This window comes from Sporosarcina pasteurii (assembly GCF_041295575.1).
GTDB lineage: Bacteria > Bacillota > Bacilli > Bacillales_A > Planococcaceae > Sporosarcina > Sporosarcina pasteurii.
The window spans coordinates 1,525,382-1,542,805 of record NZ_CP160452.1; the positions used below are offsets into that span (position 1 = coordinate 1,525,382).

At 39.6% G+C, this 17,424-nt stretch carries 19 protein-coding genes and 1 riboswitch; of the genes, 5 read left to right on the forward strand and 14 right to left on the reverse strand.

All coding sequences use genetic code 11. The features are described 5' to 3' along the window. Positions 1-87 precede the first annotated feature (87 nt). Entirely contained in the window at positions 88-1,068 is a 981-nt protein-coding gene (locus AB1H92_RS07010) for a nitronate monooxygenase family protein (protein ID WP_115361156.1), read from the forward strand. A 66-nt stretch (positions 1,069-1,134) separates the two neighbouring features. Here the strand turns inward: AB1H92_RS07010 and AB1H92_RS07015 are convergent, their stop codons facing one another. From AB1H92_RS07015 to AB1H92_RS07030, 4 genes are all read right to left on the reverse strand, one after another. Next, positions 1,135-1,884 carry a DUF4097 family beta strand repeat-containing protein gene (locus AB1H92_RS07015; protein ID WP_115361154.1) on the reverse strand — a complete coding sequence of 250 codons (750 nt, stop codon included), beginning with the start codon at positions 1,882-1,884 and terminating at the stop codon, positions 1,135-1,137. Between the two features lie 66 nt (positions 1,885-1,950). Continuing rightward, positions 1,951-2,871, reverse strand: coding sequence for a DUF4349 domain-containing protein (locus tag AB1H92_RS07020; RefSeq protein WP_243835742.1), 921 nt, complete (start codon positions 2,869-2,871; stop codon positions 1,951-1,953). 69 nt (positions 2,872-2,940) lie between these two features. Beyond that, positions 2,941-3,696, reverse strand: coding sequence for an SDR family oxidoreductase (locus AB1H92_RS07025; RefSeq protein WP_115361150.1), 756 nt, complete (start codon positions 3,694-3,696; stop codon positions 2,941-2,943). Continuing rightward, positions 3,683-4,627: an MBL fold metallo-hydrolase gene (locus AB1H92_RS07030; RefSeq protein WP_172481043.1), complete on the reverse strand. Its 945-nt coding sequence runs from the start codon at positions 4,625-4,627 to the stop codon at positions 3,683-3,685. The genes AB1H92_RS07025 and AB1H92_RS07030 overlap by 14 nt, the downstream gene beginning before the upstream one ends. Before the next feature lie 565 nt (positions 4,628-5,192). Between AB1H92_RS07030 and proC the strand changes: the two genes are divergently transcribed. Continuing rightward, on the forward strand, positions 5,193-6,020 hold the full coding sequence (gene proC, locus AB1H92_RS07035; protein ID WP_115361146.1) for a pyrroline-5-carboxylate reductase: 828 nt from the start codon (positions 5,193-5,195) through the stop codon (positions 6,018-6,020). 86 nt (positions 6,021-6,106) lie between these two features. Continuing rightward, positions 6,107-7,126 (forward strand): NADPH dehydrogenase NamA, encoded by a 1,020-nt coding sequence (namA, locus tag AB1H92_RS07040; protein WP_115361144.1) that lies wholly within the window; start codon positions 6,107-6,109, stop codon positions 7,124-7,126. Positions 7,127-7,264: 138 nt separating this feature from the next. Here namA and AB1H92_RS07045 read toward each other — a convergent pair whose 3' ends face one another. The 7 genes from AB1H92_RS07045 to mce form a co-directional block, all read right to left on the reverse strand. Further along, a complete protein-coding gene (locus AB1H92_RS07045; RefSeq protein WP_115361142.1) occupies positions 7,265-7,636 on the reverse strand; it encodes an iron chaperone in 372 nt (123 codons plus the stop codon). Positions 7,637-7,679: 43 nt separating this feature from the next. Continuing rightward, positions 7,680-8,633 (reverse strand): ribonuclease Z, encoded by a 954-nt coding sequence (gene rnz, locus AB1H92_RS07050; RefSeq protein ID WP_115361140.1) that lies wholly within the window; start codon positions 8,631-8,633, stop codon positions 7,680-7,682. 147 nt (positions 8,634-8,780) lie between these two features. Then, positions 8,781-9,965 carry a DNA polymerase IV gene (locus tag AB1H92_RS07055; protein WP_115361138.1) on the reverse strand — a complete coding sequence of 395 codons (1,185 nt, stop codon included), beginning with the start codon at positions 9,963-9,965 and terminating at the stop codon, positions 8,781-8,783. Between the two features lie 56 nt (positions 9,966-10,021). Further along, positions 10,022-10,498 carry a chemotaxis protein CheW gene (locus tag AB1H92_RS07060; RefSeq protein ID WP_115361136.1) on the reverse strand — a complete coding sequence of 159 codons (477 nt, stop codon included), beginning with the start codon at positions 10,496-10,498 and terminating at the stop codon, positions 10,022-10,024. A gap of 3 nt (positions 10,499-10,501) precedes the next feature. After that, positions 10,502-11,635 (reverse strand): M20/M25/M40 family metallo-hydrolase, encoded by a 1,134-nt coding sequence (locus tag AB1H92_RS07065; protein WP_115361134.1) that lies wholly within the window; start codon positions 11,633-11,635, stop codon positions 10,502-10,504. Between the two features lie 12 nt (positions 11,636-11,647). Further along, positions 11,648-13,195 carry an acyl-CoA carboxylase subunit beta gene (locus AB1H92_RS07070; RefSeq protein WP_115361132.1) on the reverse strand — a complete coding sequence of 516 codons (1,548 nt, stop codon included), beginning with the start codon at positions 13,193-13,195 and terminating at the stop codon, positions 11,648-11,650. Positions 13,196-13,198: 3 nt separating this feature from the next. Further along, entirely contained in the window at positions 13,199-13,615 is a 417-nt protein-coding gene (gene mce / locus AB1H92_RS07075) for a methylmalonyl-CoA epimerase (RefSeq protein ID WP_172481073.1), read from the reverse strand. 109 nt (positions 13,616-13,724) lie between these two features. On the opposite strand from mce, the gene prli42 reads away from it, so the two are divergent. Then, positions 13,725-13,817, forward strand: coding sequence for a stressosome-associated protein Prli42 (gene prli42 / locus AB1H92_RS07080; protein ID WP_155767510.1), 93 nt, complete (start codon positions 13,725-13,727; stop codon positions 13,815-13,817). A 178-nt stretch (positions 13,818-13,995) separates the two neighbouring features. Here prli42 and AB1H92_RS07085 read toward each other — a convergent pair whose 3' ends face one another. Then, the gene (locus tag AB1H92_RS07085) at positions 13,996-14,436 is read right to left on the reverse strand and encodes a BrxA/BrxB family bacilliredoxin (RefSeq protein WP_115361128.1); all 441 of its coding nucleotides are present in this window, start codon (positions 14,434-14,436) and stop codon (positions 13,996-13,998) included. A 191-nt stretch (positions 14,437-14,627) separates the two neighbouring features. Beyond that, positions 14,628-14,794, forward strand: a riboswitch (M-box (ykoK) riboswitch). A 220-nt stretch (positions 14,795-15,014) separates the two neighbouring features. On the opposite strand from AB1H92_RS07085, the gene mgtE reads away from it, so the two are divergent. After that, positions 15,015-16,007, forward strand: coding sequence for a magnesium transporter (mgtE, locus tag AB1H92_RS07090; RefSeq protein ID WP_115361126.1), 993 nt, complete (start codon positions 15,015-15,017; stop codon positions 16,005-16,007). Positions 16,008-16,096: 89 nt separating this feature from the next. Here mgtE and AB1H92_RS07095 read toward each other — a convergent pair whose 3' ends face one another. Next, entirely contained in the window at positions 16,097-16,630 is a 534-nt protein-coding gene (locus AB1H92_RS07095; RefSeq protein ID WP_115361124.1) for an N-acetyltransferase, read from the reverse strand. Positions 16,631-16,894: 264 nt separating this feature from the next. Next, on the reverse strand, positions 16,895-17,386 hold the full coding sequence (locus tag AB1H92_RS07100) for a hypothetical protein (RefSeq protein WP_115361122.1): 492 nt from the start codon (positions 17,384-17,386) through the stop codon (positions 16,895-16,897). Positions 17,387-17,424 lie beyond the last annotated feature (38 nt).

Consider the following 17,424-nt stretch of genomic DNA (forward strand, 5'->3'; position numbering starts at 1 on the left):
GATACCCTCGTAAGTTATGTATAAAGTTCTTTGATAATAGGAGTAGGCATAATGAAAATGCACATAAATTGAATGGAGGAACAATAAATGTCAAAAATTCCATCATCACTTCAAAATTTACGCATCCCTGTCATCGCTGCACCTATGTTTATCATTAGCAATCCGAAACTTGTGATAGAACAATGTAAAGCAGGCATTATTGGTTCAATGCCCGCACTGAATGCACGGCCTGCCGCCCAACTAGATGAATGGTTGGCTGAGATTACCGAGGAACTGGCGGCTTATAACGCCAAAAATCCAGACCGTCCGGCAGCACCATTCGCGATTAATCAAATTGTCCATAGATCCAATGAACGATTAGAACAAGATATGGAATTATGCGTGAAATATAAAGTTCCAATTATTATTTCTTCATTAGGTGCTCGTGAAGAAATATTTGACGCTGCACATAGCTATGGTGGGATTGTGTTTCATGATGTGATTAACAATACTTTTGCCCATAAGGCGGTTGAAAAGGGTGCCGATGGTTTAGTCGCAGTTGCGGCTGGAGCTGGCGGACATGCCGGTGTAAAGAGTCCATTTGCATTCATTCAAGAAATTCGAGAGTGGTTCGACGGTCCGCTTGCTCTATCTGGCTCAATAGCTACAGGAAGTTCGATTTTAGCTGCAGAGGCGATGGGTGCTGATTTCGCTTATATCGGTTCACCATTTATTGCAACGGATGAAGCACGTGCTTCAAAAGCGTATAAACAGGCAATCGTTGACTGTACGTCTGATGACATTGTGTATAGCAATCTATTTACAGGTATCCATGGAAATTATTTAAAGCCATCTATTCAAGCTGCAGGTTTAGATCCGGACAATTTACCTGAAAGTGATCCATCTAAAATGAATTTTGGTGAAGATGGTGCCAAAGCATGGAAAGACATTTGGGGCAGCGGTCAAGGGATAGGTGCGATTAAAGCCGTGACAAGTACAGCCAAATATGTCGATAAGTTGGATAAAGAATATTTGGAAGCAAGAGATAGACTTTATAGTAAAGCTCAAGAAAATAGCATTCATATATAAATTTCTATACAAAACGCCGCCCGGTAGCAAGACCTGGGCGGCGTTTTCACTCAGAAAACCAATGATTTACCCATCTACTAGAAGTACAGAGATATTCCCGACTTCAACGGTTAATTTCAATAGCGGACCATCTATCCCGATAGAACCTTCTTCTGCATTTGGTAAATTAATCGTTGTATTTCCGACGCTATTATGAATATCTGATTGAAGAGCTAGCGGAACCTCTTTCATTTTCACGATGACATTTCCTACTGTTGAAGTTGCAGAAATGTTTTCGGAGACGGTAGGCAGTTCAATTGTATTATCTCCTACTTCAGTTGTGCTATTTAGCGAGCCAGCTACATTTTTTAACGTAATATGGCCGACCCTTGTCGTTACGAAAGAGTTGCTTGCTGCAATTGCCTCCATATAGATGTTCGCAACATCTGCTTCTACATACAGTTGTTCATACTGTTTGCTTGGTAATTCGATTAATACGGTGTAGCTCCCCGCTGATTTTTGAAATGGAAGCCACTTTGTTTTTGTTTTCGCACGAATCGTAAGTTCATCGTACTTTTCTTTCACGATAAGCTTATAACTTTTGGCAGGTTGCGTGGTTGTTTTGCCTTCTAGATGTACACGTATATCGTCTCCATCATGCGGAGCGATTTGAATATCTCCAATATCAGTCGTGATATGAATATTGACAATTTCATCTCCAGGAATAGACTTACTTAAACTTCCATGCCCTCCTCGAAATAGAAAAAGGAGGACATTGATTAGGAGTACAATCCCGATGAACAGAACTGCTACTCGCATGATGTCCTGACGCCTCAATCTATTGTCCCCTTTTGATAAATTTGTTTGTTGTCAATTAGTCTATTCGTAAAAAGGTAGGGATTATCACTCTTTACGATTTATTTTCCGACGAATGAAGAAATAAACACCACTGATAATCACGAGTAAAAGTAAAAGTATCGGGAAATTGCCAACGAAAAAGACAACAAGGCTAGAGGCAAAAGCAAGCAAATAGTTGATGCTTGTAGTAAATTGTTTTTTCGTTTTCTCCCATGTGTCAAGCCCTTTACTATCAATATCTGGTATAACGATACGATTTTCAAAGAGATGAATTTCTACTGTTGAAAGTGCTGTTTGGTTTTCGAGGTACTTCATTTTCCCAACAATCACTTCGATTTCTTCTTGGACGACAGCCAAATCAGATGAAATTTTTAATAAGTCTTCTGTTTTCTCAGCTTGCTCCATAAAAGTGAGTAGTCTTTCTTCTAAAACGCGCTTCGATTTTAATCTAGCTTCTAAATCGACGTAATGCTCAGTAACATCTTCTCCTGTTACATTTCGTTGTAAGATATCTGTTGCTTCTCCTTCAGCATCCGTTAAAAAAGATTGAAAATGCTTTTCGGGAATTCTTAGCATTATATTGCCGCTAATTGTTTTATCTTCCGCATGATACACATTGGACTCAACGATATAGCCGTTATATTTCGTAACTTTCCTTTCAATGTTGAGCTGCGCCTTTTCAAAATCTGCAACTTGGAATTGTAAAAAAGCTTTATGAATGATCATTCTGACTGCAGGAATATCGTTTGCGCTTTGTGGCATCTCCGTACTAGAATCCGCACTTTCTTCTACATGCTCGTCAGATTCATAGGCAGTAGACTCGCTTTCTACTACTGCCATTTCATTTGACCCAACTTCAGAATCACTAAATTCAATATGGTCTTTCTTAGATTCAGATGCACTGCAAGCAGTGATCAATAGAAATCCACTGAATAAGAACAATAATAAACACCAATGTTTTTTCAATGTCAACACCCCTATAGCTTTTCTTCGCATTTAAAGAGTAGACTGAAAAAAACGTGAATAGTTACAGTTTTAATCTTTTTTATAAAAGAATTTACGCCCCACCCGCTCAATGAATGACGGCATAAGTGCATATAACTTACTTGTAATGCCCATATACCACGGTAAATTAACTTCTCTTACTGGTTTTTCGATGGCTCGTAGAATTGCATCGACGACAGTTTGAACGGTAAGCAAATGTCGCCCCACTGATGTACGGTATTTTCCTGAGCGGTCTGCAAGGTCTAGAAATGGCGTATCTATCGGACCTGGGTGGATGGTTGTTACGTGCATATTGAATGGTGCAAGCTCCATGCGAAGTGCATTCGTATAGCCGATAAGTGCATGCTTTGAAGCAGCATAAATAGAAGCTTTTGGGGTTGCTACCTTCCCCGCTTGCGAACCGATATACATTAAATGTCCTTTCTTTCTCTTCATCATGCGCGGCAGTAATCGGCGTGTCAATTGCATGGGAACGACGACATTTACATCCATTATACTTTCAATCATTTCATCCGTCGCATCATAGGCATATGAAAAAGTCCCAATACCTGCCGAAAAAATAACAACATCTGGTGTTTCAATTGTAAGAAGAAGCCGATCCATCTCCTTCCGATTCGACAAATCCACTTGAATAATCTTTGCTCCCTCTGCTTGTAACTGTTTCAATGGCCCGGTTGACCGTCCTGTTGCCCAAACTCGATGTCCTTCTGAAAGTAGGCGTTTCGTAAGTGCATAACCAACGCCACTTGTTGCGCCAGTAATGAAAATTGTTTTAACTTTGGGCATAGCTGAACACACCATGCTCATCGCGCGTCTCAAGAATGATTCCTTCGTCAAGTAAATAGTCAATTTGCCCAATTGTTTCTGATAATGTTAAGCCTAACTCTTTTTCATATACAGTAGGAAATAATTCTGCCGTTAATTCAAAAATCGTTCGTCGACCATCAACCAACATACCATGGACTTTCATCGCACGTTCACGTTGTTGAGTAAGACGCTTTTCTATCAATGAATGGACACCATAGACTTCTTCACCATGACCTGTATAAATCGTTTCGATTGGTATTGTTAACAATCTTTTCAAAGATGCATTGTATTGCAATAGGGAACGAGGTCGCTCGTCATTCCGATTTAGCGGCGGTTCAATGAGTGGGTTTGATGAGACTTTTCCTAGTAAAAGGTCGCCGCCAATCATCTCGTGCGTTTCTTCATTCCAAAACGCTAGATGACTTTGTGCATGACCCAATGTTTCTAACACAGTCCACCCAGGGTGACCAGGAACTACATCGCCCTCGTTGATCTTTTTATCTAATGATCTATTCCCCATCATCGCAATCGGTCTTTTCATTTTGGGAACCCAACTCAAATATTGCTCTGGCACGCCCTCTTCAAGTAGACGCTCAAGATAAAATTGATCATGATAGTCAAAAAAAGCTTCATCTCGCTTTAGCCATAAGTTATTATACGGGTGACCAAGAACCTCCGCATTGTCAAATGCATCTATCCAACCCGCATGATCGGGATGATGATGTGTCAGAATTACTTGTTCAACATCCTTGAAAGTATATCCAGCTTCTTTTAACCCATATTTTAATGCTTCATATGCTTCAGGCGTTTTCGGTCCTGCATCGAATAAAGAAAGTGTATCACCTTTTACTAAAAATGCATTCACATCACCGACCGCAAATGGTGTAGGAATCTCAATTTTATGTATCATCAAATCATCCTCTTTTCACAATAAGTTGACTCTCCCAATTCAATCTGATCTAAATGGAAAGTGAATCACTGTTCAGTATATTGTACAACTTTTCCATAACCGCGTCACCCTTTACTAGCAACATAATAAATAGATTTGATATCAACAAAAATATATTTATAAAAGCACGAATCCACCATAATCTGTTGACGAATTTTCAAGACTGTGCAATAATCGGAATAATTGATGAATAAACAGGCGTTGACGAGGACTAGTAGAAGTGGTGATGGAGAAAAGCAAATGTGGTCATCGGCTGAAAACCACAATCCCGCTCCCCCTTCGAACCTACTTCCGAGCCGCTATGGAAACATGGCCGTCACCATCGCGTTATAGATGGATGAGTTGTACTGGTTAACCAGTAAATATAGGTGGTATCGCGGAAACATGCGTTTTCGTCCTGATTGTAGGGACGAAAGCGCATTTTTTACGTTTTTTTAAGTGTTAAATGTTTGGAGGTATACGGGTTGTGACTGGCATCTAAAAGGACGCAACCATCCTATCTGTTCAGAGAAAAAGGAGTGGTTATATGCAAACAATTGTATTTGTAGGTGCAGGATCAATGGCTGAGGCGATTATCGCAGGAATGGTAAAAAAAGCAGTCATTCATCCTAAGAAGTTATTTGTGATGAATAAAGGAGATGATAAAAGGCTCTTTTCTTTACAACAAAAATATGGAATTTCAATCGTTTGTGAACAACGTGACGCTTTAAAAAAAGCGGATCTCGTGGTTCTTGCTACAAAACCGCAAGATATTCATCAAGCGATGTTAGACATTTCACCCTTTTTAAATCGTTCATCTGCGGTGTTATCTGTCATTGCCGGTATTTCAATTAAAACAATTGCAAAAGGATTAGGCGCGAGACCCATTGCACGAGCAATGCCTAACACATCCGCCACGATCGGAAAGTCGGCTACTGGCATCGCGTTTAATCATACGGTCGATGCTATATTAGAAACGCAATTGCTAACATTAATGAATGCAATCGGTCTTGTTCAACAAGTAGATGAACCAGACCTCCATACAGTAACCGCATTATCCGGAAGTGGACCGGCTTACGTATATTATTTAGTTGAAGCTTTTGAAGAAGTAGCGATTCAAAAAGGGTTATCGCCAGACATTGCACGTTCACTTATTATTCAAACGCTTGAAGGTGCAACTGCTATGTTGAAAGAAACAAGAGAAGAACCAGCAATACTTCGGGAGAATGTCACAAGTCCAAACGGGACAACAGCCGCAGGTCTACAAGCATTGGCAGATGGTGATTTCAAAAAGATCATCGCCAATTGTATCGAGAAAGCAAGTGAACGTTCAGAAGAACTTGCTTTAGCAACTTGTAAAATGAAGCAATCATGAGATTCATGGAAGTGCAAACTTTCCGATTTCACACGGCCGTTTTGTTATACTATATGTATGAATCATAAATGGGGGCTAAAGAGTGTATGGCGAAATTATTTGAATCATTTACAGTGAGAAACGTAACATTTAAAAATCGAATCGTGCAAGCACCAATGTGCATGTATTCAAGTCATCACGAAGATGGAAAAGTAGAAGATTGGCATAAAACACATTACGCAAGCCGAGCGGTTGGGCAAGTTGGACTCATTATCGTAGAAGCAACTGCCGTTCATCCACAAGGTCGAATTTCCGCCCAAGATCTTGGGATATGGCAGGATGATCAAATTGATGGGCTAGCAGAAATTGTTCGACTGATGAAACAACATGGAGCAAAAACAGGCATCCAGTTAGCCCATGCCGGTCGAAAAGCAACAGTAGAAGGTGACATTTTCGCCCCTTCTCCAATTGCTTTCAGCGAAAACTATAAAACGCCTAATCAAATGACAGTCAATCAAATTAAAGAACTAATCCAACACTTTAAAGAAGCGACAATTCACGCGAAAAAAGCAGGGTTCGATGTGATTGAACTTCATGCTGCACATGGCTATTTGATTAATTCATTTTTATCACCTTTGACGAATAAACGAACGGATGATTATGGTGGTACTGCTGAAAATCGGTATCGTGTCTTACGTGAAATTATCGATGCAGTTCGTTCAGAATGGGAAGGCCCGTTATTTGTACGTATTTCCGCTCATGATTATGCTGATGGCGGTATGACAGCGGAACAATATGTAGAAATGACAAAGTGGATGAAACAACAAACGGTAGATTTAATCGATGTCAGCTCGGGTGGTGTTGTACTAGCAAATATTGATACATTCCCAGGTTATCAAGTGGCACTCTCAGAAACAATTAAGCAAGGTACCGAGATTGAAACAGGTGCAGTCGGGCTTATTACGACAGGGATTCAAGCTGAGGAAATTTTGAAAAATAATCGTGCAGATTTAATTTTCCTCGGCCGAGAACTACTGCGGGACCCTTACTGGGCTTACAGAGCAGCAAAAGAATTGCGTACGGAAATTCAAGTCCCGAAACAATATGAACGTGGATGGCTTTTTTAAGCGATAGTCTCTTAATTTTGGTTCGACCTAGAATGTTGCTACTTCATAAGTTCTTAAATGGCAAACTCCTAACATCTAAATTAGATAGATGTTAGGGGGTTGTCCTATGAAGTACTATCAGTGTGCTACGTTAGAACATTATTTTCGCCAAAAAGTTGTACAATCTATTTTATCCTCAATATTAAATGCAATCATTTTCTCGAGTAATGAATAATCAACAGAATCAGTCCATTTGATACGTATCAATTCCTTTGTATGGTCATACCCGGCCTGTTTAATATCGTCAGAAAAACGTTCAATTACTACACTCTCAGGGGCAACAGACATATGATGTTTCGCAACGCTAAAGCCAATAATAAACGTACCATGGTCCGTAAACATCGGTTGATTCCATTTCACAACCTGTTCTAAATTAGGAAACTGCTTTTTTATCCAACATAGGACTTCTTCCACTCGCTCCTTATGTTCTGGGTGATCAATTTTTGCTAAAAACGCTTCGAAAACTTCCATTATATTCCTCCTGAACATTTATTTGTAAACAAAACTGCTATGTTTATTCAGTGTTTTTTACTTCATTGAGTTTACCATCTCGCCATTCAAAGCATGCAAAGTCTTCTGCGATATAAATGTTTTCAAAAGTTTCTTGTCCTTGTTTCTTTAACTTCGCAATATCGCTCGGCAAGAAGCGTGCGCTAATATGGTTGGCGATCAGTGCGCTAGCATTTGCATTTTTAGCGACTTTGGCGGCATCACCAATCGTGGAATGTCCGTAATCTTTTGCCAGATTTCCAGTTTCATTATCAAATGTCGCTTCATGGACGACGATGTCTGCTTCTTCTGCCAATTCCACAGAAGCATCACAATATTTGGTGTCTCCAAGAATCGCAATCGTGAATCCTTGTTGTGGTTCTCCAGTAACATCTTCACTTAATACAACTTGCCCATCTGCTAATGTTACGTCTTGTCCTTCTTTTAAGTTTTTTAATAGAGGGCCTTTCGGTACTCCCGCGGCAAGCGCTTTTTCAATGAGCAATTTACCAGCCAGTGGTTTTTGTTCAATACGATAGCCAAAACAAGGAATAACATGTTCCAGTTTTTTTACACGAACTAGAAAATCTTCATCTTCAATGACAATGCCTTCTTCCGCGATTTCATGGATACACAGTTCATAGTTTAAATGGGTATTTGTCAACTGTAATGTTGACCATAGCCATGTAGATAGTCCTGCAGGTCCGTAAATATCTAGCGGTTCATTGCCCCCTAGAAAAGAACGCGAACTGATTAAACCCGGCAAGCCAAATAAATGGTCGCCGTGTAAATGCGTAATGAATATCTTTTCGATTTTTCTTGGTTTTAATGAAGTATGTAAAATTTGATGTTGCGTAGCTTCTCCACAGTCAAATAACCAGTATCCTCTTCCTTCTGCCGTTAAATTAACGATTAAAGCAGAAGTATTGCGTGTTTTCGATGGCATGCCTGCACCAGTACCCAGAAAATGTAAATCCAAATATTTCAACTCCTTTTTTCGTTCTATACATAGAATTAAACTTTAAAAACGGTTCGGTTGTCTTCATTATCATGCCAGATGCTAGTGTGACAAAGTACAACACATCACTCGCGTCATCTTTCACATAAAAATTAGCTTGCTTTGCTTTTAGTCATTCCCTCTTTTAATTGCATTTTGTCCAAATTTTTCATTTAAATTCGAAACAAGCCCTTCAATTTGTGCATCTTTTGCATGTTTTTCGTAATCATAAATGGACAGTTGCTCATACAATTCATTCAGTGGAATGACATTTGAAATTGTAATTCCTAGAAGACGTACTGGCTCATGGTCCCAGTGCGTTGTAAAAAGGTTTTTCGCTTCCTCATAAATTTGCTCTTCTTTAAAAATCGGGTTTAATACTGTTCGACTTCTCGTCTGATTTTGCCAATCTGCTGTACGAATTTGAATCATGATCACCGTACCAGCTAATTGTTGTTTATTGAGACGAATCGCAACTTTATTTGCAAGCCATTTAAACGTTTCTAAACAAGCTTCTAAGTCAGTTTCATCTATTGGCAATGTTGTAGAACTTCCAACACTTTTTCTTTCATTTGCTGCTTCCGGGTCAACGGGTCGATGGTCAATTCCATTAGCCCGCTCTCTAAGTCGGACACCATTTTTCCCAAGTGCGGACTTGATCGTTAGTTCATTCGCATTCGCCAACTCACCAATTGTATGGATTTTCAATTCCACTAATTTCTTCTCCGTACTTTCCCCTATTCCATGCATGTCGATAACGGGAAGTGACCAAAGCACCTTTTTAATTTCACGTTTCCGTAAAATTGTAATGCCCATTGGCTTTTTCATATCAGAAGCAGTTTTGGCTAAAAATTTATTCGGGGCTATGCCAATGGAACAAGGTAAATCGAGTTCTTGCAAAATCCGTTGTTGGATGTTCTTTGTTATCGCCCTAGCATTTGTTAATCCACCAATATCAGTGATATCCACATAGGCTTCGTCAATAGATACCGGTTCAACTAACTCAGTATAAGAACGTAATATGTCAAAAACCGCTGATGAAGCGATTCTATATTTTTCAAAATCGGGCGGAACGATGACCAATTCGGGACAAAGTCGTCTTGCTTCTCCTACAGTCATCGTTGTATACACACCGAATGCCCTTGCTTCATAAGAGCAAGTCACAAGAATGCCTCGCCGTTGCTGTGGATTCCCTGCAACGGCGAGTGGAATGCCTTTTAGAGAAGGATCGTATGCTTGTTCAACAGACGCAAAAAAGCTATTCATATCGACGTGTAAAATCACTCTTGCTCTTGTTTGACTGTTTTTCCGCATCAGTTCCGCTCCTTCCCGAAAAACAGCCGAACAGATTGCTCTGCTCGGCCATAACTTTATTTTGCTTCTGAAATTTTCGCTTCAACATAAGCGCCAATTTCATTCATCCCTGAAAGTGTTTGTGCCAACACATTAGGGTCTACTACTGTAATCATACGTGCTTTTAAATTTGCCACTGCTGTAAAATAAGGCGTTTTGGAATAAACTTTTAATGCCGAATCCGTTAATGAGTTGTTCGGAATATCTATAATTTCTTTTGCATCAAGGACCAATAAACCAATTGTTAATACACCCGTCTGAACGACAACAACGCGTGTTTCATCTTGAATTTTGGCACTTCGATCATATAAGATTTTCTCAAAATCGAAAATCGGCACCAGTTCACCGCGAATGTTCATTAATCCAAGTACAAAGTCTGGCAAATGCGGAATTGGATTGACCTGCTCTAACCGTTCAATTGAAACGATCGAATCGACAGGAATGGCATACTCTTCATTGCCACATTGGACGATGACCGCTTTAAGTTCATCCATTGTTTACGCCTCCTTTGGCGTATTTGCGGTTACTTGAACAATTTCAATTAATAATTCGGTAAGTTTCTCTAACTCTTCAACTGGCATACGTTCGTTCGTTGTATGAATTTCTTCATAACCGACAGACAACGTTACAGTTGGGATTCCGGCTCCGTTGAACACATTACCATCACTTCCGCCACCGCTCGTAAGTAACTCAGGTGTTCTCCCAATATTTTTTATTGCGCGCATTGCTGTTTGAACAACTGGTTCATCTTCCGTAAAACTAAAACCTGGATACATATGTTGGATTTCAAGATTCACGCCACCACCCATTTCCTCGGCTATCCGTGAAAATGTTGTTTCCATATGTTCAAGTTGTTGATCTAACTTTTCTTTCTGTATGGAGCGTGCTTCTGCAACAATCGTTACTTCGTCACACACAATATTTGTCGCTTTGCCGCCATGGAAGCTACCAATATTCGCGGTTGTTTCTTCATCAATACGACCTAACCTCATCGCAGCAATCGATTTTGCTGCAATGTTAATCGCAGAAACGCCCTTTTCCGGCGCAACGCCTGCATGTGCAGTCTTCCCATGAATCGTCGCCCAAATTTTCGCTTGAAATGGTGCAGCTGTGACAATTCCGCCAACTTTACCGTCACTATCTACAGCATAACCATATTTCGACGTAATCAGCTTAGGATCCATCTCTTTTGCACCGACAAGTCCACTTTCTTCTCCTGCGGTAATGATGAACTGAATATCTCCATGCGCTATGTTTTTCTCTTTAACGACACGCATCATTTCAAATAGTGCTGCAATCCCCGCTTTATCATCCGCGCCAAGAATTGTCGTCCCATCTGAATAGATGTAACCATCTTCACGTAGTTCTGGTTTAATGCCTAGCCCAGGAACAACTGTATCCATATGACAGGTAAAATAAATCGGATCTGCACCGGCTACGGTTCCTTTCATGGACGCGATTAAATTACCTGCACCGTGCCCACTACGCTCAGCAGAATCATCTTCTACAACATCAAAACCGAGTGCTGTCATTTTTCCCTTTAAAATATCGGCTATTTTTCGTTCATGTTTCGTTTCTGAATCAATTTGAACGAGTTCAAAAAACTCGTTTATTAGTCTATCTTTATTCATCTTTAAAACTCCTTATAACGGAATATTCCCGTGCTTTTTCTTAGGTCTTGTTTCTTTTTTATTCCGCATCATATCTAGCGCTTGAATTAACTTCACACGTGTTTCGCGTGGGTCAATCACATCATCAACCATACCATGAGAAGCAGCCACATATGGATTTGCAAATTTCTCGCGATATTCTTCAATTTTTTCAGCTCGTGTTGCTTCTGGGTCATCCGAGTTCGCAATATCTCTTGCGAAAATAATATTTGCCGCTCCTTCAGGTCCCATTACCGCAATTTCTGCATTTGGCCAAGCGAACACAACATCCGCACCAATTGATTTTGAATTTAGAGCCACATAAGCACCGCCAAATGCTTTTCGTAAAATGACGGTCATTTTTGGAACCGTAGCTTCTGAGTAAGCATATAAAATTTTCGCACCGTGACGAATGATACCGCCGTGCTCTTGTTTAACACCCGGGAAAAAACCACTCACATCTTCAAATGTAATAATTGGAATGTTGAATGCATCACAAAAGCGAATGAAACGTGCCCCTTTATCTGACGAATCAATATCAAGTCCACCCGCCATGACGCGCGGCTGGTTACATACAAGACCGACAGTCTCCCCTTTTATACGTGCCAGTCCAATGACGATATTTTTCGCAAATTCAGGTTGCACTTCCATAAAAGAATCTTCATCGACTACTTGCTCGACTACTCTTCGGATATCATAAGGACGAATGCCTTCATATGGGACAACATCTGCTAAATCTGGACGATAATCATCTGTTTCATCGTATGGGATTCTTGGCGGTTTTTCTTCATTATTTTGAGGTAAGTAAGATAATAATTGTCGTACGCTTTGTAAGACCGTTTTCTCATCCTCTCCTCTAAAGTGAGCATTTCCACTAATCCCATTATGTACTTTCGAACCGCCTAGCGCTTCAGATGATATTTTCTCACCAGTAACTGTCTCAATCACTTTTGGTCCTGTAATAAACATTTGGCTCGTCTTATCCGTCATAAAGACAAAGTCTGTAATGGCAGGTGAATAAACAGCCCCACCAGCGCATGGGCCTAAAATCACTGAAATTTGTGGAATGACACCAGAGTAAATGGCATTGCGGTAAAAAATTTCGCCATATCCATCCAATGACACAACGCGTTCTTGGATTCGTGCACCTCCAGAATCATTCAAACCGATAAAAGGAGCACCATTTTTCGCGGCTAAATCCATCACATTCGCAATTTTCATCGCATGCATTTCTCCAAGTGCCCCGCCAAAAACAGTGAAATCTTGTGAGAATAAATAAATCGGCTTCCCGTTTATTTTCCCATACCCGGTGACCACACCATCACCCGGACCAACTTGTGAGTCCATGCCGAAATCACGCGTTCGATGTGTCACAAATGGATTTAATTCAACAAATGTACCTTTATCAAGCAAAAGTTCGATACGTTCACGAGCGGTTAGTTTACCTTTTTCATGTTGTTTCTCTATGCGCTCGTCTCCGCCCCCCAGCTCGATTTGCCTTCTTTTGTCATATAGTTCATTTATTTTATCATAAATATCCATTTCTCATTCCCCCATTGTTGTCTTTTCACAAAGTTCATAAAGTACCCCGTACGATGATTTTGGATGCAAAAATGCAACCTCAGCACCGCCTGCACCCCTCTTTGGTTCATCTTGTAATAAACGAACACCATGTTCTTTTAACTCTTGCATACGCATTCGAATATTTTCAACCCCAAATGCAATATGATGGACGCCTTCTCCGCGCTTTTCAATAAACTTCGCTACAGGTCCATCTTCTGCGGTTGCTTCAAGTAACTCTAATTTAACATTTCCCGCGTCAATAAATGCAACGCGTACTTTTTGAGAAGCTACTTCTTCTATCGCTAGCAGCTTTAAACCGAGCGTTTCTATATAATAAGGTAACGCTTTCTCGATACTATGTACGGCTATGCCAATATGGTCAACATTCTTCACTCTAATCCCCCCCCTATCCTTATTGTACATTTTAATTGGTAAAACTGCTAGCAGTTGTGAAATTTGTGTTTTCTGTTAAAATGAGAGTAAATAACGAGCGTAAGGGGTATGAACAATGAGTAATAAAAACATTCAAAAGTGGATCGTATACATTATGATTGGCTTAATGTTGCTATCTGGTCTCGGTATGGGACTAAGCATGATGTAACGCTAAGAAAATGATATCACAATCTGATTGAGCAATTTTTTAGTAGGTATAGGCATAAATAAAAAACTGTCCGATCTTGCTATTTTTGGTAGCAAGAGCACGAACAGTTTTTTTGTTGTAATATGTAATATCTCATGACCACATAAGAAATAACACTTACCTATTTAATCGGTTTATTTTAGACTATTTCGCAGTGTTCCTCGAAGTGGCTTTGTAAGTTATTTACAACTGACATCGGGTCATGCCCCTCTATTTCATAACGACCAACTTCTGCAACTAATTTTCCGTCTTTCAAAAGTGCAAACGATGGTGAAGAAGGTAGATGATCATCACCGAAATGCATACGCATTTGTGCTGTTGCTTCTTTATCTTGCCCAGCAAATACTGTCACGAGGTGATCCGGTCGTTTATCATAATGAACCGCATGCTGTGCTGCAGGACGAGCGATACCACCCGCGCAACCACAAACTGAGTTAATCATAACGAGCATAGTACCAGAACGTTTTACAGCCTCTTCAACCTGTTCTGCTGTTGTTAATTGTTCATATCCAATCGCGTCCATTTCAGAACGTGCTCGATTTACAGTTTCAGTCATTAATAGATTAAAATCCATACCCATATTAACCAAGCTCCTTTCATTCTTTCATTGTAATCATAACAGGAGCCGTGTTGACATGCAAAAGACTTGCAGTTAGATTAATTTTTAAAATTTGAACGAGCGTTTCCCTACAGTATTAAACTCATTACCTATACTCATTTGACAGCTATTAATCAATCACGTATGGTAATAGATAGAAGCATAAACTAAATGTACACCCTCGTTAGGTGAGGCTCCTGCATGGAGATACGCTGCTGCCCAGAAATGTCGAAAGACTCCAATGGGTCAACAGAAACCATCGACTTAAGGTGGTTTTTAATGTAGCTGGAAACTATTGCCTATGCCATGCAGTGCTAAAGCTCTACGAAGGAGGTTTATTCACTGTTTATTTATTAATTGTTGAACACCTTTCTTTCGTAGAGAGGTGTTTTTTACTTTTCTTTAATTATTTTTATAGAAAGAAGTGATGGGAATGAGTCGAACAAGTCAATCAGAGCCCCCCAGTAGGGATATTTTAACAGCTACTTCTCAAAAACTTTACATTCATTCTGCTCCCCCATTTGTCATGAAGGAGCGGATGCTTTAAGGAGGTCATTTTCATGACGGCTATGCAAAACGGTGTTTTCAAAATGGAAACGACTGGGACTTTGATGAAAAAAGGCTATATTGCTTTGCAAGAAACATATACGGTTGAGGAAGCAGTTAGTCACTTGCGCGGAAATGTTCAAGGTAAAACAAATATTCACTATCTTTATATTGTCAGCCCGACAAATCATTTAACAGGCGTATTATCGATACGTGAACTGCTCGGAGCAGATGGGCAAAAATGTGTATCAGATATAATGATCAAAGATATCGTCTCTTTTCCAACAGACTTAGATCAGGAAGAAGCTGCACAAATATTCAGGGATGAAGATCTGGTTTCTATACCAGTTGTCAATAAGTCCAAACAGTTAATAGGAATCATTCACGTCGAAGATATATTAGACGTTGTTTGGCAAGAAGCTGATGAAGATATTGAAAAATTATTGGCATCTGGTAAAGAAATTGATTTTCACACAAATCCTGTTGTTGCTGCGTGGAGAAGACTGCCTTGGCTTGTTTTATTGTTGTTCATTGGACTAATATCAGGCGGAATAATAGAACGTTTTGAGGAAACGCTAGAAGCTGTTGTAGCGCTTGCCTTTTTCATGCCAATGATTGCAGGAATGACAGGAAATACGGGAACACAATCACTCGCGGTTGTTGTTCGTGGGCTTGTGTCAGAAAATTTAACGATGAAAAGTGCCTTCAGACTTCTATTTCGAGAATTTATTGTAGGTATTATTATCGGAATCACTTGTGCGATTGTAATATCGATTATCGCTTTCATTTGGCGCGGTAGCCTGGTTTTAGGACTTGTCGTTGGCTCTTCCCTTTTAGCAACGCTAATTATTGGAACATTGGCGGGCACCATTATTCCCCTACTTTTATATAAATTTAAAGCAGATCCAGCCATTGCTTCAGGTCCGCTTATTACAACGATTAATGATATTTTATCATTATTAATATACTTTGGAATTGCTACTATGTTTATTTCAAAATTAATGTAAAAAACTTAAAGCTCTCTATCTCTTCTAATGAAGTAGAGAGCTTTGTATTTTTTATACTACATTTCTAGTGCGTTTGAACATGGATTGTTTCACTTTTCGTATAAACTATAACCATTTTTCTCACCCAAATATGTATAACCATTTCGACGATAAAACTGATTTAAATGTTCATTATTCGCAACACAATCAAGCCGAATCATTTCTTTCCCTTCAAATGAAATCGAATCATAACACCAGTTTAAGATTGATTCACCTAACTTACAATTCGCGTACTTTCTTCGAATCGCTAAACGATGTAAATAGATAGCTCCATCGTTGCGATTTGCTTTTGGCCCCCACAGTTGACGATCCCACTCACTCGGTTGTGTGAGCAGCATAACCATACCCGCAATTTCTTCGCCATCTTTACAAATAAAGACATCGCCGCGCTGAATAGCCACTTCCGTATTATGTGAATCTACGCCATCAAGCAATGCATTCCACTGTGTAGAACCTTTACTCTGTAACCACTTTGCACTTTCAACTAATAAAGCAAGAATGTCTGATGTATGTTCAACTTTAGCTTGATGCATCGTAAATTGACTAGCAATGTTTCGATTTGAGATTGTGAATGTTTGAGACATATGCGCTTCCCCTTTGACTAATGATTATTTTCTCTTTCCTTGACTACTATTATATATTTTTAGCTGTTGAATAGATATCATTTTTGTTTGTAAAAATTGGAGAAAAGTTTATTTTGTAATTCTCTATTAAGTGCAGCGCCCCGAACATAATATTATTATGGTATGTGCATAATCAATGCCTTTATTAAAAGCGATATGTTGAATTCATTACTCAATTAAAAAAGAGGCCTACCTTAAGTAAACCTCATCATCTTCATTTTACTTCTATATACAAAGGACAATTATTTTATAAGGTGTTGTTTGAGCTGGAATGCTTCTAGTAGTAGGACCGTATAAAACAACCAAATATCGATTCGCAATGCGTCCACGGAATTGTTGAGCATTTTCTAATAAAATTTCTGTTTTGGGAACAATATTCAATTGTAAGTTGCCATCTTGACTCAATAATTCATCGTTAAAATAATCTACTTTCACAAAATAATCGGTCGATGATTTTGCGATGACCCAAGCTTCGTACTGGGGCGGATAAATGAACGGTACTGGCGCGTCCGCATCGTAAAATCCAGTTATCCTATCTCCCCTTTTGACCGTCTCGTGTTCTACAAAGTAAGTATGCGGTGTCACGACAAAATTGACGGTTTCTCCACTGTTACCTCTAACCGAAAATAACATCGTGCATCCTAAATCTTCGCCATGCGCGCTTGCACCAAAGTTTTGTATGTTGGTAACAACGCCACTAAAAGACTGAAAATTCATAGGTTCTCTCTCCTTAAAAGTCGACTCATTTACAATAT

Coding starts and splice junctions, on each gene's coding strand:
- AB1H92_RS07010 (WP_115361156.1), top strand. CDS start 88: ATGTCAAAAATTCCATCATCACTTCAAAATTTACGCATCCCTGTCATC.
- AB1H92_RS07025 (WP_115361150.1), bottom strand. CDS start 3,696: ATGCCCAAAGTTAAAACAATTTTCATTACTGGCGCAACAAGTGGCGTT.
- AB1H92_RS07030 (WP_172481043.1), bottom strand. CDS start 4,627: ATGATACATAAAATTGAGATTCCTACACCATTTGCGGTCGGTGATGTG.
- proC (WP_115361146.1), top strand. CDS start 5,193: ATGCAAACAATTGTATTTGTAGGTGCAGGATCAATGGCTGAGGCGATT.
- namA (WP_115361144.1), top strand. CDS start 6,107: ATGGCGAAATTATTTGAATCATTTACAGTGAGAAACGTAACATTTAAA.
- AB1H92_RS07045 (WP_115361142.1), bottom strand. CDS start 7,636: ATGGAAGTTTTCGAAGCGTTTTTAGCAAAAATTGATCACCCAGAACAT.
- AB1H92_RS07055 (WP_115361138.1), bottom strand. CDS start 9,965: ATGCGGAAAAACAGTCAAACAAGAGCAAGAGTGATTTTACACGTCGAT.
- AB1H92_RS07060 (WP_115361136.1), bottom strand. CDS start 10,498: ATGGATGAACTTAAAGCGGTCATCGTCCAATGTGGCAATGAAGAGTAT.
- AB1H92_RS07065 (WP_115361134.1), bottom strand. CDS start 11,635: ATGAATAAAGATAGACTAATAAACGAGTTTTTTGAACTCGTTCAAATT.
- AB1H92_RS07070 (WP_115361132.1), bottom strand. CDS start 13,195: ATGGATATTTATGATAAAATAAATGAACTATATGACAAAAGAAGGCAA.
- prli42 (WP_155767510.1), top strand. CDS start 13,725: ATGAGTAATAAAAACATTCAAAAGTGGATCGTATACATTATGATTGGC.
- AB1H92_RS07085 (WP_115361128.1), bottom strand. CDS start 14,436: ATGGGTATGGATTTTAATCTATTAATGACTGAAACTGTAAATCGAGCA.
- mgtE (WP_115361126.1), top strand. CDS start 15,015: ATGACGGCTATGCAAAACGGTGTTTTCAAAATGGAAACGACTGGGACT.
- AB1H92_RS07095 (WP_115361124.1), bottom strand. CDS start 16,630: ATGTCTCAAACATTCACAATCTCAAATCGAAACATTGCTAGTCAATTT.
- AB1H92_RS07100 (WP_115361122.1), bottom strand. CDS start 17,386: ATGAATTTTCAGTCTTTTAGTGGCGTTGTTACCAACATACAAAACTTT.